18 protein-coding genes and 1 pseudogene are annotated in these 20,229 nt (G+C 69.4%); 12 read left to right on the top strand and 7 right to left on the bottom strand.

The window, feature by feature from the left end; translation table 11 throughout:
• Window positions 1-168 precede the first annotated feature (168 nt).
• The gene (locus CRYAR_RS16725; protein WP_051570395.1) at window positions 169-612 is read left to right on the top strand and encodes a MarR family winged helix-turn-helix transcriptional regulator; all 444 of its coding nucleotides are present in this window, start codon (window positions 169-171) and stop codon (window positions 610-612) included.
• A 209-nt stretch (window positions 613-821) separates the two neighbouring features.
• Here the strand turns inward: CRYAR_RS16725 and CRYAR_RS16720 are convergent, their stop codons facing one another.
• Window positions 822-1,691 carry a helix-turn-helix domain-containing protein gene (locus tag CRYAR_RS16720; RefSeq protein ID WP_035851943.1) on the bottom strand — a complete coding sequence of 290 codons (870 nt, stop codon included), beginning with the start codon at window positions 1,689-1,691 and terminating at the stop codon, window positions 822-824.
• Between the two features lie 71 nt (window positions 1,692-1,762).
• Here CRYAR_RS16720 and CRYAR_RS16715 point away from each other — a divergent pair, with 71 nt between their 5' ends.
• Window positions 1,763-2,260, top strand: coding sequence for an SRPBCC family protein (locus CRYAR_RS16715; RefSeq protein ID WP_035851939.1), 498 nt, complete (start codon window positions 1,763-1,765; stop codon window positions 2,258-2,260).
• On the opposite strand, the gene CRYAR_RS16710 is transcribed toward CRYAR_RS16715, so the two are convergent.
• On the bottom strand, window positions 2,254-3,141 hold the full coding sequence (locus tag CRYAR_RS16710) for an AraC family transcriptional regulator (RefSeq protein WP_035851935.1): 888 nt from the start codon (window positions 3,139-3,141) through the stop codon (window positions 2,254-2,256). The two genes, CRYAR_RS16715 and CRYAR_RS16710, sit on opposite strands and share 7 nt — an antisense overlap.
• Before the next feature lie 94 nt (window positions 3,142-3,235).
• On the opposite strand from CRYAR_RS16710, the gene CRYAR_RS16705 reads away from it, so the two are divergent.
• On the top strand, window positions 3,236-4,120 hold the full coding sequence (locus CRYAR_RS16705; RefSeq protein WP_051570393.1) for an alpha/beta fold hydrolase: 885 nt from the start codon (window positions 3,236-3,238) through the stop codon (window positions 4,118-4,120).
• A gap of 370 nt (window positions 4,121-4,490) precedes the next feature.
• Here the strand turns inward: CRYAR_RS16705 and CRYAR_RS16700 are convergent, their stop codons facing one another.
• A complete protein-coding gene (locus CRYAR_RS16700; RefSeq protein ID WP_035851929.1) occupies window positions 4,491-4,922 on the bottom strand; it encodes an STAS domain-containing protein in 432 nt (143 codons plus the stop codon).
• A gap of 124 nt (window positions 4,923-5,046) precedes the next feature.
• Between CRYAR_RS16700 and CRYAR_RS16695 the strand changes: the two genes are divergently transcribed.
• Window positions 5,047-5,499, top strand: a complete 453-nt coding sequence (locus CRYAR_RS16695; RefSeq protein WP_035851928.1) for an ATP-binding protein — start codon at window positions 5,047-5,049, stop codon at window positions 5,497-5,499.
• A 7-nt stretch (window positions 5,500-5,506) separates the two neighbouring features.
• Here the strand turns inward: CRYAR_RS16695 and CRYAR_RS49645 are convergent.
• Window positions 5,507-5,668: pseudogene (locus tag CRYAR_RS49645) on the bottom strand (RraA family protein); the annotation flags it as partial.
• A 533-nt stretch (window positions 5,669-6,201) separates the two neighbouring features.
• Here CRYAR_RS49645 and CRYAR_RS16690 point away from each other — a divergent pair.
• The 4 genes from CRYAR_RS16690 (at window position 6,202) to CRYAR_RS16680 (ending at window position 9,297) form a co-directional block, all read left to right on the top strand.
• Entirely contained in the window at window positions 6,202-6,636 is a 435-nt protein-coding gene (locus CRYAR_RS16690; protein WP_035851925.1) for a hypothetical protein, read from the top strand.
• A 210-nt stretch (window positions 6,637-6,846) separates the two neighbouring features.
• Entirely contained in the window at window positions 6,847-6,975 is a 129-nt protein-coding gene (locus CRYAR_RS50200) for a hypothetical protein (RefSeq protein ID WP_281174596.1), read from the top strand.
• Window positions 6,976-7,473: 498 nt separating this feature from the next.
• The gene (locus tag CRYAR_RS16685; protein WP_211247494.1) at window positions 7,474-8,076 is read left to right on the top strand and encodes a DUF3455 domain-containing protein; all 603 of its coding nucleotides are present in this window, start codon (window positions 7,474-7,476) and stop codon (window positions 8,074-8,076) included.
• A gap of 294 nt (window positions 8,077-8,370) precedes the next feature.
• Window positions 8,371-9,297 (top strand): TIGR03619 family F420-dependent LLM class oxidoreductase, encoded by a 927-nt coding sequence (locus tag CRYAR_RS16680; protein WP_035851919.1) that lies wholly within the window; start codon window positions 8,371-8,373, stop codon window positions 9,295-9,297.
• A gap of 114 nt (window positions 9,298-9,411) precedes the next feature.
• Here the strand turns inward: CRYAR_RS16680 and CRYAR_RS16675 are convergent, their stop codons facing one another.
• The gene (locus tag CRYAR_RS16675; protein WP_035851917.1) at window positions 9,412-9,972 is read right to left on the bottom strand and encodes a YciI family protein; all 561 of its coding nucleotides are present in this window, start codon (window positions 9,970-9,972) and stop codon (window positions 9,412-9,414) included.
• 375 nt (window positions 9,973-10,347) lie between these two features.
• On the opposite strand from CRYAR_RS16675, the gene CRYAR_RS16670 reads away from it, so the two are divergent.
• Entirely contained in the window at window positions 10,348-13,149 is a 2,802-nt protein-coding gene (locus tag CRYAR_RS16670) for a toll/interleukin-1 receptor domain-containing protein (protein ID WP_035851914.1), read from the top strand.
• Between the two features lie 11 nt (window positions 13,150-13,160).
• Here CRYAR_RS16670 and CRYAR_RS47290 read toward each other — a convergent pair whose 3' ends face one another.
• On the bottom strand, window positions 13,161-14,240 hold the full coding sequence (locus CRYAR_RS47290; protein ID WP_157017781.1) for a hypothetical protein: 1,080 nt from the start codon (window positions 14,238-14,240) through the stop codon (window positions 13,161-13,163).
• A 1,256-nt stretch (window positions 14,241-15,496) separates the two neighbouring features.
• On the opposite strand from CRYAR_RS47290, the gene CRYAR_RS16660 reads away from it, so the two are divergent.
• The 3 genes from CRYAR_RS16660 (at window position 15,497) to CRYAR_RS16650 (ending at window position 19,732) form a co-directional block, all read left to right on the top strand.
• Window positions 15,497-16,405 (top strand): AAA family ATPase, encoded by a 909-nt coding sequence (locus CRYAR_RS16660; RefSeq protein WP_084701918.1) that lies wholly within the window; start codon window positions 15,497-15,499, stop codon window positions 16,403-16,405.
• Window positions 16,406-16,475: 70 nt separating this feature from the next.
• Window positions 16,476-17,546, top strand: coding sequence for a DUF58 domain-containing protein (locus CRYAR_RS43185; protein ID WP_169745046.1), 1,071 nt, complete (start codon window positions 16,476-16,478; stop codon window positions 17,544-17,546).
• Between the two features lie 77 nt (window positions 17,547-17,623).
• Window positions 17,624-19,732 carry a transglutaminase TgpA family protein gene (locus tag CRYAR_RS16650; RefSeq protein ID WP_169745045.1) on the top strand — a complete coding sequence of 703 codons (2,109 nt, stop codon included), beginning with the start codon at window positions 17,624-17,626 and terminating at the stop codon, window positions 19,730-19,732.
• A gap of 28 nt (window positions 19,733-19,760) precedes the next feature.
• Here CRYAR_RS16650 and CRYAR_RS16645 read toward each other — a convergent pair whose 3' ends face one another.
• A complete protein-coding gene (locus CRYAR_RS16645; RefSeq protein WP_051570388.1) occupies window positions 19,761-20,156 on the bottom strand; it encodes a winged helix-turn-helix transcriptional regulator in 396 nt (131 codons plus the stop codon).
• Window positions 20,157-20,229 lie beyond the last annotated feature (73 nt).

The raw sequence follows: 20,229 nt of genomic DNA, 5'->3' as shown, positions 1-20,229 counted from the left end.
TCGATGCCGCCGAGCGCAGTTCGGCGGCGAGCATCAGGCCGACCGGACCGGCGCCGGCGATGACCACCTGGGCAGTGCTGGACATGTCAGTGACCTTTCGAGTGGCGTCGAACTCCATAGGATCCAATGCAACCTAATAAACATAGGATCCGATGTAAAGTCGGAGGCATGACCTCACGGACCGCCGAAGCGTCACCGAGCCTGTCCCAGTCGATAAACAGGGTCGCCCGGGCGCTGGCCCGGCACGGCGATGCCGCACTCAAGCCCCTGGGCCTGCGGTACGCCCAGATCCCGGTGTTCGCGCTGCTGAAGATGCGGACCGGGCTGACGCAGAAGGCGCTCGCCGACGCGACCGGCATCGAGCAACCGTCCATGGCTCAGCTGCTGGCGCGCATGGACCGCGACGGGTTGATCGAATCCCGGCCGCACCCGACGGACGCGCGCAGCCGCACGATCGTGCTCGCCGACCCCGACGATCGTCGGATCGACGAGGGGAGCAAACGGCTGATGGACCTTGAACGTCAGGCCGTCGAAGGGCTCGGCAAGGAGGAGGTGGAAACCCTCAAGGCGTTGCTCGCCCGGGTGCTGGAAAACCTGGAAGGCCCACCATGAACGCCATCGGCAGCGGCCACGGGCGACACCATGACCGGCCAGGCCCAGGCAGCCGCGGAGCGGTCAACTCCGCGCCCTGGCCGGGTGGGCGCCTGCTGTTCAGTCACCCGAGCACCGTCGCTGCCGGCGGCACGTGACTGCTCGAAGGTTCCGGAGCCCAGGCGGCCGCGACAAGCCCGGGAACCGGTCGTAGGGCCGGCACCGTGTCGTCACCGGCGACTTTCGGCCTCTCGGCCCGCTGAGCGGAACGACTGGCCCGAGGTCACCCGCAACAGATCCAGCTTGCCCGCGTCGGCCGAGCCCGCCGCCGCCGTGTAGGTGACGATGCGCAGGTCGACTCCGCGGACGGTGAGTACGTCGCAGTCCAGCGTCACGTCGCCGATCTCCGGGTGGCTGATCGTCTTCTCCTCGCTGGTGATCATCGACGCGCCCGCCGTCGTCCAGAGCTGGTCGAAGTTCGGCGACGTCTGCCGGAAACCGGTCACCAGGGCCGCCAGACCCGGATCCGCGGGGTAGCGGACCGTGGCTTCCTTGAGGTCGGCGACGATCGCGGCTGCGAACGCGTCCGGGCCGGACTCCGAGCGCAGGGGCCGCAGATAGGCCGCCGCCGCTCCGGTGCCGAACAGCATGTGGGCGATCGTGCGCTCCCGCTCCGGCACGAGGGCCGGGTCGCCGTGCAGGGCGATCCACAGGTCGTTCCACGACAGCAGTCGCCAGTCGGCGGCGAAGATCCCGATCGGTACGTCGCCGAGCCGCGCGACCAGCCGGGCGACGCCGGGCGGCACGTGGTCGTCGACCATGCTGTCCTGCGGCGGCAACAGCCCGGCGGCGCGGTAGAGCTGGTCGCGTTCCGGGCGCCGCAGCTGCAGAGCGCGGCTGACCGCGGCCACCACCTGCGTCGACGGGTGGGTAGCGCGACCCTGCTCGAGGCGGAGGACGTACTCGACCGAGAGCCCGGCGAGGTGGGCCAACTCCTCGCGCCGCAGACCGGGAGCGCGGCTCTTGGCCGTCCGGGTGAAACCGGCGTCAGCCGGGTCCAGCCGATCGCGCCACTGTCGTACCAACGCTCCGAAGTTCATCGACGCATGCTCCCAGCCTGTGTACTGACAGGTGTCTGGCTGCCGCGCGGCGCCGGCCGGAAGCTGACCACATGCTCATCGCACGCACCGACAAGACCGTTCCGATCACCGTCTTCGCCCGCACGTCCGCGGCTCCCGACGTGGCCTTCCGGATCGTCGCCCCGATCGACCTGAGCCGGGTCTTCCTCGCCGACCGGCTGTTCCCCGGCGTCGCCGGCGTCGAGGGACAGACCGACACGTGGGACCACGCCGGGGTCTCGCGGCGGCCGCGGTTCACCGACGGATCGCAGGTCACCGAGTCGCTCACCGAGTACGTGGACGGTCACGGGTTCGCCTACGAGCTGACCGGCTTCACGAACACACTGGCCACCCTCGCGCTGGGGGTACGCGGTGAGTTCTCGTTCCTCCCCGACGGCGGCGGCACGACGATCCGCTGGACGTACGAGTTCAAGCCCCGCCCGGGACGTCGTCTGGTCCTCGCCGGGCCGTTCAAACCGCTGTGGCAGCGCTACATGCAGGCCGCGCTGAACCGCATGGTCGCGGTCGTCGAGGAGCACACCGCTCATTGATCGACGCGGTGCTGGGAACGGAAACGTCCGGGGGCGATGTCGTAGTGGCGACGGAAAGCGGTGGAGAAGCTGAACTCGGTGGCGTAGCCGAGGTGCTCCGCCACCGAGGCCAGCGGCAGTTCGGTGTGCCGTAACAGGTGCGCACCCTGTTCCAGCCGCCGCCGGGTCAGGTAGGCGCTCGGAGTTTCGTTCAGCGCGGCGGTGAACCGGCGGGTGAAGGCGGCCCGCGACAGCCGGGTCCGGTCGCTCAGCTCCCGCACGCTCCACGCCCGGTACGGCTCGTCCTGGACGGCCTTCAGGACGTGCGCGATCTGCGGGTCGGGCGTCCGGCGTCGGACCTGCTCGTCCTGCAGCCCGCGCCAGGCGCGGAGCAGGTGCACCAGCATCAGGTCGACGACCGCCGCCAGACCGATGTCGTTGCCGGAACCGGCCCCGTCGGCGTGGTCGCCCAGCAGTTCGGCCAGGACCGGCAGTTGGGGGTGCTGGTGCCCGTCGATCGTCAGCGTGATCACGTCGGGCAGGCCGGTCAGCGACTCGTGGACCTGTCCACGGTCCAGGTGGTAACAGCAGGAGACGAATTCGACGTCGAACGCGTCCCCGCCCGGCATCCACGCCCCGGTCTCCGACAGCGACGAGAACGGGGCCGGAGCATGGCTGAAGCCGTGCGGGGGGCCGTGCGGCACGAACACGGCGTCGCCGGCGCGCAGGGACACGGGGTCACCGTTCTCGGGGATCAGCCAGAGCGAGCCGCGCTGGACCACGTGCAGGCCGGAGCCGTTCACCGCGGGGAAGCGGGTGGCCCAGTCGCCGGCGTAGCGGCTGCGGCGGGCGACGGCCCGACCGGCCCTGGCGCGGGCCACCACCTCGTTGATCAGGTCCATCGAGCCGATCCTAGCGACGCGGGTGGAAGGACTCGTATGCCGCTCGATCCACCGGGACATGGTGCGGGACCGGCCGCCGCGATCGAATGACGACATGGCAGCCACCGACACCGGTTCCGGCACGGGTCCCCTCGCACCGGGCACGCACGAGATCAGCACCGACGGAGTGCGGCAGGTCTATCACGTCGCCGGCCGCGGCCCCGTGTGCGTGGCCCACCCGGGCGGGCCGGGTCTGCACTGGGCCTACCTGCGCTCGCCCGACCTCGAGGAACACTTCACCGTCGTGTATCCCGAGCCGGTCGGTACCGGACGCTCCGGTCGCCCCCCGCGCTACGGCGTGGACGTCTACCGTCATTTCCTGGCCGCCCTGATCGAGCATCTGGACCAGCCGGTGCACCTGCTCGGTCATTCGCACGGTGGCTTCGTCGCCCAGAGCTACGCGCTGGCGTCCCCCCAGCGGCTGGCCGGGTTGGTGCTGTACTCCACGTCGCCGCAGGCCGGGCCGGAGTTCTGGGCCGAGGGGATGAGCGCGCTGGCCGCCCACCCCCAGCGGCATCCGGACGTTCCCGAGGCCGCAGGCGTACCGGCCGCGTTCCAGCAGGCGCTGACCGCCACCGACGAGGACAGCCTGAACCGGGCGTTCGCGGCCGCGCTCCCCGTCTACTTCGCGGATTTCTACTCCCGGAAGAGCGAGTACGCCGCCTTCCGGGCCACCGTCCTGATGGCGGCGGAGGCCGCGGGCGCGTCCGATCCGGTGCCGTTCGACGTGAGCGACCGGCTGGGCGACATCGCGGTACCCACGGTGGTGATCGTCGGTGAGCAGGACTTCCTGTGCGGTCCCCGGTGGGGTTCCCTCCTGGTGGAGGGCATCCCGGGCGCACACCTGCACCTCCTGCCCGAGAGCGGGCATTTCGCCCACGTCGAGCAGCCCAGCCTGTTCACCGCCGCCGCCGTATCGCTGCTCCAGCGGCACAGCTGACACCCCTCGCCACGCCGACCGCTGACACCGCCACCGCTCGGCGCGTGGCCGGCTACCACACGCTCGCCGGGGTTCCGCCCGGTACGCCGGACGGTGGAGGAGGCGGGCCGCGATCCGGCCCGGCCGCGTCAGGTGGTCCGGGTCAACGCCGAGCCCGGTGAGACCGTGGAGCACGTCGCGGACCGGCTGACCGAGCTCGCCGAGGACGGCGTCGACCGAAGCCTTGGTGGATTTCTCTTCCGCTACGACACCCTCGACCAGTTCCTGGAGGCGGCACACCGCATCGCGGGTCTCCACGAGCACCACGGGTGGGCGGAGCACCACCGCGCTGTGACCGAAACCGGCCAGTGCTCGGCCCGGCCCCGCCGGGTCACAGCGGTGGTTCGGTGGGGTCGACGCGCAGCAGCGGGAGGGTGGCGGTGAGCGCCAGGACGCGGGACACGATGCGAGAGGGACGGTGGACGACCAGTTCGCTGCCCGCTGCGGTGAGGCCGGCCAGGAGACCCGCGGCGGCGGCGCTGAAGAAGCTCACCGAGTGCAGATCGAGGTAGATCGTCGGACGGTGCCCGACCGCGGCAGCCTCGGTGATCGCGGCCGCCAGCCGGTCGCGGAACCACCCGACGCTCACCGCGTCGATCTCGCCCAGCACCTGCAGAGTGGCCCGGTGCGCCCCGGGATCCACGCGGGTGTAGGCCGCGAGCAGGAGATCTCCGTTCGCGCCGTGGATCTGGTCGTAGGTGTGTCCCGGCGGCAGACGGATGCCCTCGGGCGGCGTGGGCACGTCGAGGTGGTGATTGGTCATCGCGTCCCGGGCATCCGTAGGGGGCAACAGTGAAATGGCAGTACCCACTCCCGCCGGTAGATGACGCACGAAACCGGCCCGGGAAAATGGTGAGAGGTGCCGACGGGCAGGGCATAGCTGTGTCATGCCCCCACTGCCAACCGCGTCGTTGCCGGCCCGTCGTGTCCAGCTGCGGCGCTGGGTGCTGAGCAGTGACGCCGAGCTCCAGGAGCTGCGGCGCGGTGTGTTCCACGCCGTCACCGGGCGGCCACTGCCGTCCGACGTCGGTCTGGACGGCGTCGCGGAGCGAATGGTGCTGGTCGCCTCCGAGCTGGCCACGAACGCGTTGAGGCACGGCCGGCCGCCGACCGTCGTGACGTTGTTCAGCACGAACGACTCGTACGTGCTGGACGTCGTCGACCACGATCCCCACCGGGTTCCCGAGTACGCCGAGGGCCGCCCGCCCGGCGCCGGGGGCCTGGGACTGAAGCTCGCTCGCGATCTGGCCTCGGAGCTGGGCTGGTACATCGACGACGACGGCGCCGGATCGGTCAAGCATGTGTGGGCGAGGTTCTTCGCTCCCCCGGCTGGTAGCTGAGACCGAGCACCGACCCACCCCCGTCGACGACGAGCACCCGGCCCTGACCCGGCTCCGACAGCACCGACTTGAGCAGCGCGTTGTCCTCAAAGCACTCGACCGTGACGATCGGCCCGGAGAAGCGCGTCCGGCCACCGAACTGGCGGAACTGGGTGTCGCACGACTGCAGGGCATCTGGGCCTTCGTCGCGCTCTGCTCGTGCTCCTCGGCTGGATCGAAGACCTCGCCGCCCGCCGCGGCCGTTCCCCGCCGAACCATCCGCGCCCAGCGACACACCGAGCATCCGGCGACACCACCGCGGTTGAGCCGGTAGCGCCGGTTCGTGCGATCGGAATCGCCGGGACCAAAACCGGGTCGCCCCGCTCACTTCGGAGCGCGGGAGGTCACCTGGGCATCACGTCCGGCCAGACGTTCCAGAGCGCCGCGCACCCTGCTGTGACGTCACCGAACAACCGTGACGCTCGTCCGACCGCGTAGGTGACGCCGACCCACCACCACGGCAACTGCCTGACGCCGTTTGTGCGTGAAAGCAAAAAGGCCTCATGATTTGCAGAGTCGCGACGAACCACATAACTCCCCTTTCAGGGCTAAAGTCCCGTTATGCGCATAAATTCATTGCCGGATCGTCCGAGACTTCGATTCGGTTTCCTCATCGCTGGCTTGTTGACGTCTCTTGTTGTGCAGGCGCCAGCAGGTGCGTCCGTGGTCCGGCCGGCCCGCGCCGAGGCGGTGCACACCCAGGCGGCCGCTGCGGGCTTCGACGTGCAGGTGCATTCCCGCCGGAATCCCAATCATGGCGCCCGGTGTCGGATCGGCCAGGCGTACATCAAATTCGATTACAACGTCGGCCGGGGACGTACCAGGTACGACATCGTGGTACGGCTCCTGGTAGGTGCCCCAAGCGACTATCCGGATTGGAATGCGGTAGTCAATGGGCGCGTCATCTTCACCACCGGTCGACTCCAAGCCCCCGGCGGCCCGAACCGCGAGGGTTACATTCACTTCAGTCCGAACGGCACGGGCACGGTGGCGATTGAAGCCTTCGACCCGGCAACGGGAGCTCAGGCGTACACCGGAATGTCGCCGATAAACCTCTACTGCGGCGACGATATCGACGTTCTGATATTCGACGCCTGATCTGCGGAGCGTTACGAGAATCTGACACGACGACCAGCACATCGGACTCCCTGCGGTCTCTTGACTTGCGGGGGGTTCGTGTGCTGGTCGAGGTGGTGTGGGCTACGAGGTGCGGCGGGGCGGAGCCGTCCGGAACGGCGCGAACACCGGCGCGCACAGTCCGCGCTGGTCGCAGCCCGGGCCGCCGCGGCCGAGACGGCCGGTTGCGAGGTGCTGGTCGCGGAGACGTACGTCCCGCCGGTCGAGGGCACGAACCCGTCGCTGAACAACATGATCAGGGCCGGGTTCGAGGTGCTGTACGTCCGGGTGAACCAGGTCTGGGTCGACAGTGGGCGGTGACGTCGTCGGCTTCCGGTTCACTTCGTCCGGGGGGACCCGACAACACCGATAGTTTTTCCTTTTCCAGCAACACCAGTACCACGGTCAGCACCGTGTAGAACAGCGTGAAGTATTTCACCGCCGGGAAACCAAAGGCGAAATCCATCGCCGTGATGTTCGGACCTACCGCGAACAATGCCCCGGCACCAACCAACGATGTTCGGCCGAAAAGCAGCATGATGGCCGGGAGCAACTCGAACAGGCCAGTCACACGTCCGTAGACCGAGGACTAGCCGTAGAACTGGCCACCGGCCAGCTTGACCGAGCCGCACATCACGAATACGGCCACCATGAACAATCTGATCACCAAGATCGCCTTGTGCTGCTGTGCGAGCCACCTCATCGAACACACTCCCCTCGCGGCGTCGGTCCGCTGGCGCCACGCTGGGCCGCTCGGAGGCGCGGGCTCCTCCGGCCAGTGGCCGCACCGGCGGCTGCCCGGAGGAGCCGATCGGGCCGATGGCGCTGACGCCGGCGGGTGCGGCGGAGACCGTCGGTTTCCGCTCTTTCGAGCTGAACCAGCGCCGACTTCGATGCGTAGTACGAAATATGCGTACGCTCAGTAGGAAGATTGCGATCGCCGCTGCCGCCGCGGCGATCGTCACAGCCGGTGTATCCACGAGCGCGTCCCCAGCCTCCGCGGCCGAACCTCCCTCCCTGCAGCCACCGAACGGCCTCAAGATCCTCGGGCAGTTCGTGGTCGGCAGCGGGACGCAGACCTACACCTGCACGGCGGGCAAGTTCAGCGGCTCGTCGGTTCCGGAGGCACGGCTCTTCGACGGCGCCAACCGCAAGGTTCATCACTTCGCCGGTCCGAGCTGGCAGTCCGAGTCGGACGGCTCGCTGATCAACGCCGCGCCGGTGGCGAGTTCCCCGGTGCCCGGATCCATCCCGGAGCTGCTCCTGGAGGTCAAGACACACTCCGGTCAGGGCCTCTTCAGCACCGTCACCCACATCCAGCGGATGAACACCTTCGGCGGCGTGGCCCCCACCACCGCGTGCACCGACGGTCAGAAGATCAGCGTCCCCTACAACGCCAACTACATCTTCTGGGGAAACTGAGCACCACGGCGCGGTCGACGGCGACTCGCCGCGGCCGGTTCCACCGAGTGCGCCGAGGCGCCCCGCACCGTGACGGCGGAGTCCCACGCGACGTGGCGACGGCCGCCGTAGGCGTCGGCATCACGACGTCACGGCCCGGGTTCGCGCCCGATTTCCCTCCGATGTAGACGTAGTAGGCGCCACGCGGCTCGCCCAGCCGTCGGCCCGAGGGCCCACGAGTCCCCGGTCAGGCTGGGCGAACCGGCGGTGGCGCCCACAGGTAAGCCCCTCGCCGTCTCACCGAAGGAGTTCTTCGTGCCGCTCAAGCTCGGCCTCAGCCTTCCCCAAGCCATCCCATACGACTTGGCGAAGGATGTTCCCGCCTTCGCGCGCGAGGCGGAGCGCATCGGGTACGCCTCCCTCTGGGTGTTCGAACGGGTGCTCACGCCGACCGACCAGAGTGGCGCCCACGGCTTGTACGGCTTCCCTGACCTGCCGTGGCCCGATCTCTACCAGCGGACCACGGACCCGTTCGTCACGCTGGCGCAGGCGGCTGCGGTCACCACGCGGGTCGCGTTGGGCACCGGGGTGCTGGTCGCTCCACTGCACAACCCGGTCCAACTGGCCAAGTCCATTGCTTCGCTCGACGTCGCGTCCGGTGGCCGGCTGATCGCCGGGCTCGGCTCGGGATGGTCGATCGACGAGTTCGACGCCGTCGCGCCCCGGCCGATCACCGAGCGCGGCGCGGCCCTGGACGAATTCCTCGACGTCGCCGCGACCGTCTGGGCCGCGGACCCCGTCTCCGTCGAAGGGACGACGTTCCGTCTCCCTCCCGCCTACATCAACCCCAAACCGACCGGCGAGCTGCCGATCTTCCTCGGTGGGATCAGCGAACCGGCACTCCGACGGATCGCGAAGCGTGGGCTCGGATGGCTGCCGACCGGACTGTCGCCGGCCCAGACCACCGAGATGTTGTCCCGGCTCCGCGACTCGGCGGGCGCCGAACTGCCGTGCATCACCCAGGTCGGCTACACCAGCCTGGCCGAGGTGTCGTCGGCGGAGCGGGCGCCGTACGCGGGAAGCCCGGCGCAGCTGATGGAGGACCTGGCCGAACTCGCCGCAGGCGGCGTCGAGCACGTGTACCTGACCTTGCCGTACGGGTTCAGCGACCTGAAGGAACTGATCGACGCGGCCGAGCAGGTGTACGGCGCCGCCCAGGAAGCCGGTCTCCTCGCGGACTGACACCTCACCCGCCACGCCTCGGCAAACGGGCCGCTCACAGCGGAGAGCTGCGAGCGGCCCGTTTCGTTGGTCGCACGCTGCCGCCTCGGTCGAACCCGAGGGTGGCAGCGGAACCTACTCCTGGCGCCGCCCTCCGAATTGCCAGTCGTGCACCTCGATCTCGGCGTAATGCTCCGGAGAGAGAAGCGCACGAGCCGATTCCTGATCGGGCAACCGCACCAGCATCGCGGTTCCGAGCCAGTTCACACCGTCGTCCGACAGCATCGGCCCATAGGCGATCAACTGGTCCACCGGAGCCGGCAGCGCCAGATCGACCGCGCGCCCCGCGCCGAAGGCCAGCACCAGATAGCGGTTGTCGCCGGTCGCGCCGCCGGGGAACTCCCACATGCTGCGTCCCAGGCCGTTGCGCCACCTGCGCACCAGCACGTCGCGGTACACACCGGCCTGGTAGTTGGGCTCCTCGAACGCGAACGCGAACGCGCGGGCAGCGGCCGCACTCGGCAGATCGACGATATGCAGGCTGCCGGTCGCCACGGACCCGTCGCCCGTGAGGATCGGCCCGCGGGCGATCAACCGCGCGCCGTACCGGTCCATGTAGGCCCAGTGCTCTTCGAGCAACTCGTCACGAAGCGACCCGGAGCCAGGCCGGTCACGGTGATAACACAGGAACTCCATACCCGACAGTGTCGACACCGAACCGGCAACGGCCTACCCCGGTCCAGCGACGACACCGGATCGTCTCGACCACTGGCTGACCGACCACCTGCCGATTCCTGCGCACCGCGTGGGAGCACATCGGAAGGCGTGGTCTCCTCGCTCGGGACTCATCGGGCGCTCCCATCTGCCGCCGTGACGACCCCGACCGCTCGGCGCCGGATCTCCGCCCCGGCGCTGCTGGTCGGCCAGCGAATCTGACTCTGAAGCCGAGTCGGACCATCCGATCGTGTGAGGCGGCAACGCTGGTCCGGAGCGGTGAACGAACCAGTCGGCGGACAACTCCGTTGGTCGAGCTTGGCGAAACTGGCGACCTGCCGTCCTTGGGGGGACTCCATGAGTAGGTCCGATCGCTGGTACGACCTCTTCATCTCGTACAACCACGGAGCCGACTCGACAACCGCGGAGGCGCTGCAAACCGATTTGCAGCGGTTCGCGCGTCCGTGGTGGGCCCTGCGGAGCTTGCGGGTCTTCCGTGATCAGACCGACATGGCCGCAGGTGTCGAACTGGACGACACCGCCCAGGCAGCGCTGAGTCGGTCTGACTGGTTCCTTCTGCTCGCCTCCCCGGAATCGGCCAATTCGCGGTGGGTCCGGCACGAGGTGCAGTGGTGGCTCCGGAATCGGGATCCCTCTCGTCTCCTCGTCGCTTGGACCTCGGGGACCATCAACTGGGTCGGTCGTGACTTCGCTCCGTCCAGCACCGCACTTCCGCGTGACCTTTACGGTGTGTTCACGCGCGAGCGTGTCCTGGTTGATCTGAGCACCACCCCGATCGTGGACGGACGTCCACGATTCGATCGGCAGCGGTTGGCGATGATCCTGGCGCCGGTGCGAGAACGTCCGATGGCGTCCCTGCTCGACGACGACCGCAAACGCGCGCGCCAGCGAGTGGCGTCGTTCACCGCGATGGCGGTCGCGGTCGTCCTCGCCGCTACCGCCACGGGGTTCATCTGGCACAACCGGAGGACCACCCTGGCCGCGGAACGGATCGCGACCGAGGCGCAGCGGCTGTCGGCGGCGGCGCAGGCACAGCTGCCGACACGTCTGGATCTCGCCGGACTCTTGGCTGTGGAGGCCTACCGCCTGCGCCCCGGGGATCCGCGGATCCAATCCACGTTGTTCCAGGTCATCTCGGCCAGCCGAAGCCTGCGTCGCTTCCTTCCTACCGGTGCTGAGGTGTCGGCGGTCGCGGGCTCGGCGGACGGCAGCGTGGCCGTCGCCGGTCTTCGGGACGGTCGGCTGCTCGCCTGGGACGCAGCGGGTAACCGGATCGGCGCCACCGACACCGGTGATCGGCAGATCAGTCAGGTCGTCGTGGCGAACGACGGAAAGACCGTGGTGGCCGTAGCGGGCCGCGACGTCGTGGTGTGGCATCCCCAGGGTGCGTCCCAGCAGCGGATCAGGGGGTCCTCTGCTGTCGGCGCTGTGGGGCTCTCCGCGTCACAGCGGCGCGTTGCCGTCGCGTGGGTCGTAAGTGACACCAACACCGTTCTGACGATCAACGACGCGGCAACGGGGAAGGAGATCCGGCGCGGACCCATCAACGGGTTCACCCTGCGCCGGCTCAGGTTCGTCGACGACGACACCGTCCGTGCGTGCGGAGGATTTCGGCGCGTGGTCACGTACGGCGGTACCAATCTTTCACAGATTGCGGCGTACACCCCAGAAATGCTCTTTCCCTGGGTGTCTCGCCTAGGTCAGGAGAGCTACTCCGCGGGGTGCGAGTTCCACGGGTTCTCCATCAACGGCAGCGTCACGGTGACGGCGACGGCGGCAACCAAGTCGGCCGAGACCGCACACGCGGACACTGGCGTGGCAGACGAGTTGGCGACTGCGGTCAGCTCGGATGGCAAGCTCGTCGCTGTTCCAAGTGCCGACGGGATCCACGTCGCAGGCATCGGCGAACAAGGTGCCGCGCCGTACGGTCTCACGGCATCGTCCGAGTTGCTGTCGGGCGTGCCGGGCGCGAGTGCACTCGAGTTCTACGGGGGCAGCCGCCGGCTGATCTCGGCATTCGGAACGACGGTCGTTCTGTGGGACCTGGAGCAACCGGGAAGACTGGCCCAAACCACGGCGGGATTCAGCTTTAGCTGGAACCGGCGTCAGTCGATGTCCGCACCGGACGTAGCGGTCAGCGACAACGGGCGGTTCGCGGCGATCTCCGGTGAGGACAAGGACGTCCTGGTCGGTAGCCGTACCACGTTGGTCGATCTGACCACCGGAAGAGCTGTCGATTCGACAACGGCGCTGGCCCGGCCCGACTGGGTGTCCTCGAATGGCCACCTGGTGCTCGGAGTCGACACTGAGTACGACCCTGCCCTGTGGCGCCCTGGCGGCGCGGTCACCACGGCCGGCGCATGGGAGAGGCCGGCCGGGAGCGCCTTTCCATTCGGAGCGATGCAGGCCGACTCAAGTGAGCGCAGTCTTACTGTCCTGGGGCCCCGCGGGCAGATCGAGGAACGGCGCGTGGACGGCACCCGGATCCGCGTCTGGCGGAACGGCTCCAACGAATCGTCCTCCTATGACGCGGCCGCGGTGGCCGCAGACCGGTCGTCGGTGGCACAGGTCGTGGACGGACGGATCCAGTGGACCGCCCTGCGCTCGCCACTCTCCACCATCACACTCACCGGGCCGGAGCCCGATTCGTTGTGGTTCACGGCCGGCGGTGACCTCGCCGCCTCTCGCCGGGACGGCTCGCTGATCATCTATTCGCGGCGCACCGGACAGGCTGTCCGAACACTGCCCGTGGGGCCCGCCCAGTACACGATCGCCGGAGGCCGCGCGCTGGACCGCGGGGGCCGCTGGTTCGCTCGGGTGACGACCAGCGGTGGAGTCGAGATCGTCGACGCGGACAGCGGCTACCTGCTGGGCGGGTTTCCCCTGCCGATGCGGGGCGAACCGGGGAAGCACTCGCCCGCGTCCGCCCAGCGGACCACCGTGGTTTCTCGTCCGGGTACGTCGGAACTGCTGACGTTGTCCGCGGACGGCTACTTGACCCGGTGGAATCTCGCGCGTCAGTCGTGGTCGGCGATCGTCTGCCGGGTCGCCGGACGGCAGCTCACCTCGGCGGAGTGGACGACGGTGACCGGACACGACGTCCCGGCGGAGGGTCTGGCCTGCCCTCAGGGGCGGTAGTGGCGGACCGCTCAGTTGTCGTTGATGGTCCCCGTGTTGTTCTCGAGGACACGTTCCCCCGTTCCGCCCAGGTTTCCGCTTCCGAGACGGCTGTCCGTGACGGTCAACGAGCACCCCTCGTACACCACGGTGAGGCGGTTGAGGAACTGGCCACGGCGGAAAACGAAGGTACTGCCATTGTTGATGTAGAAGTAGCGATGCCCGATCGAGCTGTCGAGCATGGTGCAGGTGCTTTGATAGCAGTTTCCTTGGAAGCCGGCGATGTTCGTGCCGTCGGTGCCCTGAATCTCGGAGTTCGCGACGTCGACGGTGACCGCACCGTTGTCCGCATTGACGACCTGAGTTCGTTCGAGGTGGACTCCACGTGAGTCGTTGATCCGGAGGCCGACCCGAAAATCCACCAGATCGAGTCCCGAGAGCAGGACGTCCTGCGCATCCCGGATATCGATGTAGTCGCGAAAACCGCGGACGCTTCCGTTGCGGATCTCGGTTCCGCGCACGCCGGTGATCCGAATCCCGATCGGCCGCTCGTCTCCGGCGAAGCCCGACGTGTAGCGGATCGTGTGACCGTTGAGGTCGAGCGTCACGTCGTTCGCGCCGATGATGACACCGATCGACGTCGTGCAGTCGAGGTCGTGGTCGAGCGTCGCGCTCTCGGTGAGGGTCGCTCCGCAGCGCACGGGCGAAGCCGGCGGCGCCGCGGTCGGGCTGGGACTCGGGGCCTCCGGACCGCTGCTCTGCCCCGGGTCGGGCGTCGGCGAGCTGCCTGGCTCCGAACCGGAGGAGTCCGTGCTCTTGGAACTGCTCGCACTGGCGGTCGGCCCCACGCTGGACTGTGCCGACGGCGGAGGGCTCTTCGTCGGCTCCGGCGACGGCGACTGGCTCGATGTGGCCGTCGCTGTCGGCTCGGGAGATCCGGCGACGGCCGCGTATTTCCGGATCGGCCGGTGCACCCTCCCGCTGAAGACGACGGCCTCCGGACGCGCCGGGGCGTTGACCCAGACGAGCCCGTCCTGCGCGAAAGCCTGCAACTCGCCGGCGTGGCCGGTGACAGGCACGCTCTGCGGTGGCGAGCCGGTTCCGTCCGTCACCAGGATCCGGCCACGCCGGTGGTCGGGTAGGTAGGTCAGTCCACCGGCCAGGACCGGCTCGTCGAGATCGCCGAGGTCGACGCCCGGCAGCGCGATCGTCGTGGTCCGGCCCGAGCGCACGTCGACGCTGATCAACCTGGTCGGACTCCCCACGACGGCGACGAGACTCCAACCGTCGTTCGAGCCGGCCGCCGCTACCGGATCCACGCCTGCCGGGAGCCGCGCGATCACAGCGCGGTCCGCGGTGTCGACTCGCCGCGCCACGCCGGTCGCGGCGTCCACCGCGACCGGGCGACCAGCCAGGAGAGTCAGTCCGAGAGCCTCTCCCGGGTCGCCCACCGGAACCGGACTCCCGGCGCCGGACGAGCGCAGCGGAATCGCCGACCCAAGCCCAGGTGCGACGACCCACACCGTGCCGTCCGCCGTGATCACCGCGTCGGAGAACGGGGTACCGAGCGGGGACGACTCCCCTCGGGGAGTACCCGTTGCGGGATCTACCCAGGTGACCGTTCCGGCGGCAAGATCCACGAGTGCCGCGGCGGTCGGGGAGGCGAGCAGCCGGGACGCCTCACGACCGAGCGGCGTCGGTTGGCCGGCTTGCAGGGCGGCCGTGTCGACACGCGTCACCTCGCCGGTCTTCCGATCGGCCACCAGCACGGCGGAGCCGATCTGGCCGGTGTCGGCATCATGGCCGCGCACGGTCGGGAGCGCGATGGCTGTCTCCGGGGCGGCGGAGAGACCGTTGACTCGGGTAACCAGACCAGGACGAGTGCTGATCAGCCAGGCCGTGGCCGACCGCATGGTGAGACCGGCCAGCTCTCCGGAGCGTCCCAGCGCGGCGACGCCGAACACGGTTCCCAGCAGTGCCGCCACGAGGCCGAGGCGCAGCAGGATCTGCCACCGTGGACCGCGGTTCCGTAGCGTCGATGGTGTCATTGCTCCCCCTGGCGATCACGCCCCAGCGATCACGGTAGTTCCGTCGATCGACCGCGAGAACAGGTGCAGCTCCGCCGAACGTGCGCACTGGGTGTCCTTGCCGGACACCACAGCCTCGTCTTTCGGCTGGATCTACGAGGCGGAACAGCTCGGTGGCCGGCGGTAGCCCATGCTCATGCCAGCTAGCGGCGCAGGGGGACGCGGGGGTGGCGGTGGAGGACGACGAGAACCCGGCGGTAGGCCGGTACAGGCTTCGAGGGCGTGAACGGATCGGCTCGGACGTCGGGCCCGCGACCGCGTTCGCGGCGGCTTTCGCGCGAATGTCCGACGTGGTCGAAGAGACGATCATCGGGAAGCCCGGCGCCGTACGCCTCGCGTTGGTCTGCCTTCTTGCGGAGGGGCATCTCCTGATCGAAGACGTTCCCGGAGTCGGCAAGACGTCCCTGGCCCGAGCGTTGGCGACCGCGGTCGGCGGCACCTGGGGGCGAATACAGTTCACGCCGGACCTCCTCCCGACCGACATCACCGGCACTCTCGTGCTGCATCCGGGAGGTGGTGAGGAGGTCCGGGAGGGACCGATCTTCGCGAACATCGTGCTGTGCGACGAGGTGAACCGGGCCTCTCCCAAGACGCAGTCGGCGCTGCTCGAGGTGATGGAAGAACGCCAAGTGACGATCGACCGCGACCCGCGGCCGGTACCGCGTCCGTTCGTCGTCGTCGCGACTCAGAACCCGGTCGAGATGGCGGGTACCTATCCCCTCCCGGAGGCCCAGCTCGACAGATTCCTGATGAGGATCCACCTCGGCTATCCCGATCACGACGCCGAGGTCCGCATGCTGCGCGGAGCTCCGGCGTCGGCCACGGGCGCGGCGCCCCCGTTCGATCCGCCGACGGTGCAGGCCCTCATTCGGCAAGCGGAGACGACGCACATCGCCGACAGCATCCTGTCCCACATCGTGACGATCGCGGACGCGACGAGGAACCATCCGTTGGTCACGCTCGGCGTCAGTCCGCGCGGCGGCAAGGCGATGGTCGCGGCAACTCGGGTCTACGCCGCCGCCGCCGGACGGGACTACGTGGTCCCCGATGACATCCGTGCCCTCGCCGTGCCGGTGTTCGGTCATCGGATCTTGCTGACGCCCCGGGCCGAACTGGACGGCGTCGACCCCGCGCGGGTCCTCGACGACGCGCTCGCTACGGCACCGATGATTCCGACCGGCGTCCATTGAGCGTCAGATGATCACCCGGAACGGCGCGCAGGTCTGCGCGGCCGCCGCTGTGCTCGCGACGATCTCTCTGGTGACGCGATACCCAGGCGTGGTGCTGCTCGCGGCCGGAGCGTCGGTGTCCGTGCTCGTCGCGTTCCTGTGGACGGCGCGGTCACGGCGCCGGGCGAGTGTCTCGTTGGTCCCCGCGGTAGGGCGGGTGATGCGCGGCGAAGTGGTCCGGGTGGCGATTCACGTCACCCGCCGGTCCGCGCGCGGCGGCGCCTTCACCCTGGTGGTGCCGTGCGGCGGCGCGGAGATCGTCGTCCCGGTCCGGCGCGGCTCCGGCCGGGCCGCGGCTCCGCTGGAGATCGACGTCCCGACCGACCGGCGAGGCGAACTGGTCATCGGGCCGCCCGCGATCGCCCATCGTGACCTTCTTGGGCTGTTCGACCGGAGAGAGCAGGTGGGCGAACCGGTCGCCGTCGAGGTCGGGCCGAGAATCCTGCCGGTGGAGATCGGCCGGGCCCGCGGCCGGCAGAATCCGGACGCCCCGCGACAGCTCGGCGGGCAGGAGGGTGGCGTCAACTTCGCGAGCCTCCGGGAGTACCAGTTCGGCGACGACGTCCGCCGTGTGCACTGGCTGGCCAGCCGTCGCCGGGCGGATGGGACGCTGTTGATCCGACAGAACGTCGATCCGGTCGACCCTTCGATCGAGGTCCTGCTCGACACGGATCCCGCCGCCTATCGTGGGCCGGACGCCTCCGCCGCCTTCGAGACGGCCGTCGATGTGAGCGCGTCGATCCTCGACTCGACACGGCGGGTCGGCGCGGCGGCGACGCTGACGGTCGTCTCCGGCGAGACCGCTCGGACGCCGCACGCGATCGACGAGCTTCTCCGGACCGTCGGACTCAGCCCGGGGCGAGCCGTGCCGGCACTCCGGCCCGCCGGTCTGTTTACCGTGGTGACGGGAAGCGGCGGGGCATCAGACCTGCTCACGGCGGTGCCGCCGGGCCGACGGTCAGTCGTCGTCCGGGTCGACGTGCGGCCGGCCGACCTGCCGGTCGCGTCGGCGCGGTGGGCGATCGTCGACGCAGCCGATCTCCGCTCGGCCTTGGCTGGTTGGGCGCGGTTGGCGGCAGCCGCTACGCGGGGACAGCAGTGAGTAGTCCCCGCCCATCTCCTCGGCACTGGACTCGCCGGGTCGCGGCGGGACGAATCGGCGCCGCGACGACGGGGGTGGTGGCGGCCGGTGCGATCTTCGGTGCCGTTTTCGAACTCGCGGACGTGGTGGTCCCGCTCGTCCTCGCTGTCGTCGTGCCTCTCGGAGCGATAGCGATCGCGTTGCTACGACTGGGCCGACCGCTGGGCGGCGGGTCGCACATGGCCCTGGTAGCGGCCGGCCTGGCGGTGTTCGCAGTGGCGGTCTCGTCGAGCCCTCGTCACCTGGTGGCGGAGCTGACGGGAGGGTGGATCGGCTTGTTCGCGATCACGCTGCCGGCCCCGGCCCGTCCGGACCTGGTGGCGGTTCCGTTCGTGCTGCTGTGGGTGGGCACCACACTGGCCGCGGACCTGGCGGTCCGATCGCGCTCGGTCCTCCTTCCGATGGTGCCCGCCGCCGCGCTGCTCACCGTCGGTCTGGCGGTCGCCCTACCCGCGCCCGCAGCTCAGGACGCGCTCGCGACGGTCCTGCCCGGCGCGCTGGTGCTCGCCGCCGCCTTCGCCTGCGCGATCGTCAGCAACAGCGATGCCGGGCGGCGGACGGCAGCGTCGGTCCAAACCGTCGCCCTCTTGCTGGTCGCCACCGTGGCCGGGGTAGCGGGGACGCACCTCGAACCGGCCGACCCGCGGAGCGTCCTGCCTCTCCCGGTTGCGGTGCGTCCTGACGTCAATCCCCTCGATCGGGTCTCCGCCTGGCTCGTGCGCCCGAACGACGTGCTGTTCACCGCCGCGGCCGCGGCGGGAGCACGGTGCTGGCGACTGACGACACTGTCTCGGTTCGACGGCCTGAATTGGACCGCAGGCACGACGAGCTACACCCCGGCCGGCCTCGGTGTGCCGCCCAGCCGGGAACGTACCGAGGGACCGGTCAGCATTGCGCAGAGAGTGACGATCGCCGGCCTCGGCGGCACCTTCCTCCCCGCTCTTGATCGCCCGGTCCGACTCCGTAGCGGTGTCGATGCGGTGGACACCGAAACGGGCGACCTTCTCTCCATCGCTCCGGTCGAACGGGGACGAACGTACGCCCTGGTGTCGGTGCCTCTGATCGATCCGACCGACACCCGGCCCGCTTCCGGCCCCACCGACGCGCTCTCTCTCCCGGCCGGCTTGCCGGACGTGCTCGACAACGCCGTGGAGGCGAGCCCCGGAACGTCGGCGTACGCACGAATCGTCGCCATGCAGAAGCTACTGCGCGATGACTATCGAAACGATCCCCTCGCGGAGAGCGGCCACACGTACGGCGATGTTCGCCGCTTCCTGACCCGGCGATCGGGAACTACTGAGCAGTTCGCGGTGACGCTGGCGTTGGCGGCCCGACGACTCGGAGTGCCGAGTCGGATCGTCGTCGGATTCTGTCCGAGCGGACGCTCGACGGTCCTCGCTCGCGATGTATCGGTGTGGACCGAAGTGCATCTTGCCGGTGGATGGGCCGGACTGCAGCCAGCCGGCCCCGCACGGCCGGCCCGGAAGGCCCGAGTGGAAGCGCCCGCAGAGGTTCCCTTGCCGACCGCGGCGCCGCCACCGGCAGCCAGGCCGGACGCCCTCGCTCCGTCGTCGGTGCCCCAAGTCGTCAATCCGCGGCTGCGCTCAGCACCGACGCCCACACGGCCGATCGGCGTCTGGGCCACTGCCGCTCTCCTGATACTCGCAGCGGCGTACGTCACCGCGGCTCAGGTAGTGCCCCGCTTGCGCCGGCGGACGCGCCGCCGCCTGCTGTCCCCCCGCGGTCGGACGGCCGGAGCCTGGGAGGACCTCATCGAGACTCTCGCAGGAGACCGGATCGACCCGCGGATCGTCTCGAGCTCCGAGTCCGTGCTGGTCGCGGCGAGCGAGCTCTCCACTGCGGCGATCGGCGAGGTTCGCCCGTTGGCCGCGCTGGCCGACGCCGCCCGCTACAGCCGGATCGGTCCGACCGAGACCGACGCGCAAAGCGCTTGGTGGTTCGCCGACCGCGCGCGCCGTCGCCTCTCCCGCGCGCGTGCGATCCCGACCCGACTGGTGATCGCGCTCTCGCCGCGACGGATCTGGCCGCAGCCACCCATTGCCCACGGGCGATCAGCAGGGTTCTTTCGTCGACATGGCGTGAAGGGCCTGCGCCCGAGCGGCTCCCCCGGCACGAGTCGCCGGTGAGATCTACTTTCTCTGTGGATCAGTCGAATCATCGACGCGGCTTCTCGGACTCGGTGGGAATCAGGGACTCGTCCGGGGGCAGGGCCGGCAGGTGCTTCTCGCCCCATCGGAAGAGGGGCTGCAAGAGCTGCAGCAGCTCCAGGCCGCGCGCGGTCGGCTCGTAGAGGATCTGCACCGGGGTGCTGGGCACCACTGTGCGACTCAGCAGACCGAGGTTCTCCAGCTCCTTGAGTCGTTGGGAGAGCATGCGGTCCGAGATGCCCGGCACGGCGCGCCGGAAGTCCGTGAACCGGCGCGCGCCGCGGCTGGCTGCGACCATGATGCCGCCGGACCAGCGGCGACCCACCGTGTCAAGCACTGACTGGACCCGCCTGCACTCGGCGGCAGCCCCCTCGGGCGAAGGCCTGATCGGAAGCTGTGTCATGCCGCGAGTATAGACACTTACTTTTTGTAAGTAACTAACGCCGTAGTTGAAGAAGCGAGGGCGCTCGAAGACC

Origin of the sequence: Cryptosporangium arvum DSM 44712 (genome assembly GCF_000585375.1) — a bacterium.
GTDB lineage: Bacteria > Actinomycetota > Actinomycetes > Mycobacteriales > Cryptosporangiaceae > Cryptosporangium > Cryptosporangium arvum.
Note: the sequence above shows the minus strand (reverse complement) of the source record. Positions and strands in the feature narration are given on the sequence as shown.

Bases quoted from the DNA above. Each gene is read 5' to 3' on its own strand.
- CRYAR_RS16725 (WP_051570395.1), top strand. From the start codon at position 169: ATGACCTCACGGACCGCCGAAGCGTCACCGAGCCTGTCCCAGTCGATA.
- CRYAR_RS16720 (WP_035851943.1), bottom strand. From the start codon at position 1,691: ATGAACTTCGGAGCGTTGGTACGACAGTGGCGCGATCGGCTGGACCCG.
- CRYAR_RS16715 (WP_035851939.1), top strand. From the start codon at position 1,763: ATGCTCATCGCACGCACCGACAAGACCGTTCCGATCACCGTCTTCGCC.
- CRYAR_RS16710 (WP_035851935.1), bottom strand. From the start codon at position 3,141: ATGGACCTGATCAACGAGGTGGTGGCCCGCGCCAGGGCCGGTCGGGCC.
- CRYAR_RS16705 (WP_051570393.1), top strand. From the start codon at position 3,236: ATGGCAGCCACCGACACCGGTTCCGGCACGGGTCCCCTCGCACCGGGC.
- CRYAR_RS16700 (WP_035851929.1), bottom strand. From the start codon at position 4,922: ATGACCAATCACCACCTCGACGTGCCCACGCCGCCCGAGGGCATCCGT.
- CRYAR_RS16695 (WP_035851928.1), top strand. From the start codon at position 5,047: ATGCCCCCACTGCCAACCGCGTCGTTGCCGGCCCGTCGTGTCCAGCTG.
- CRYAR_RS16685 (WP_211247494.1), top strand. From the start codon at position 7,474: ATGGCGCTGACGCCGGCGGGTGCGGCGGAGACCGTCGGTTTCCGCTCT.
- CRYAR_RS16675 (WP_035851917.1), bottom strand. From the start codon at position 9,972: ATGGAGTTCCTGTGTTATCACCGTGACCGGCCTGGCTCCGGGTCGCTT.
- CRYAR_RS16670 (WP_035851914.1), top strand. From the start codon at position 10,348: ATGAGTAGGTCCGATCGCTGGTACGACCTCTTCATCTCGTACAACCAC.
- CRYAR_RS16660 (WP_084701918.1), top strand. From the start codon at position 15,497: ATGTCCGACGTGGTCGAAGAGACGATCATCGGGAAGCCCGGCGCCGTA.
- CRYAR_RS16645 (WP_051570388.1), bottom strand. From the start codon at position 20,156: ATGACACAGCTTCCGATCAGGCCTTCGCCCGAGGGGGCTGCCGCCGAG.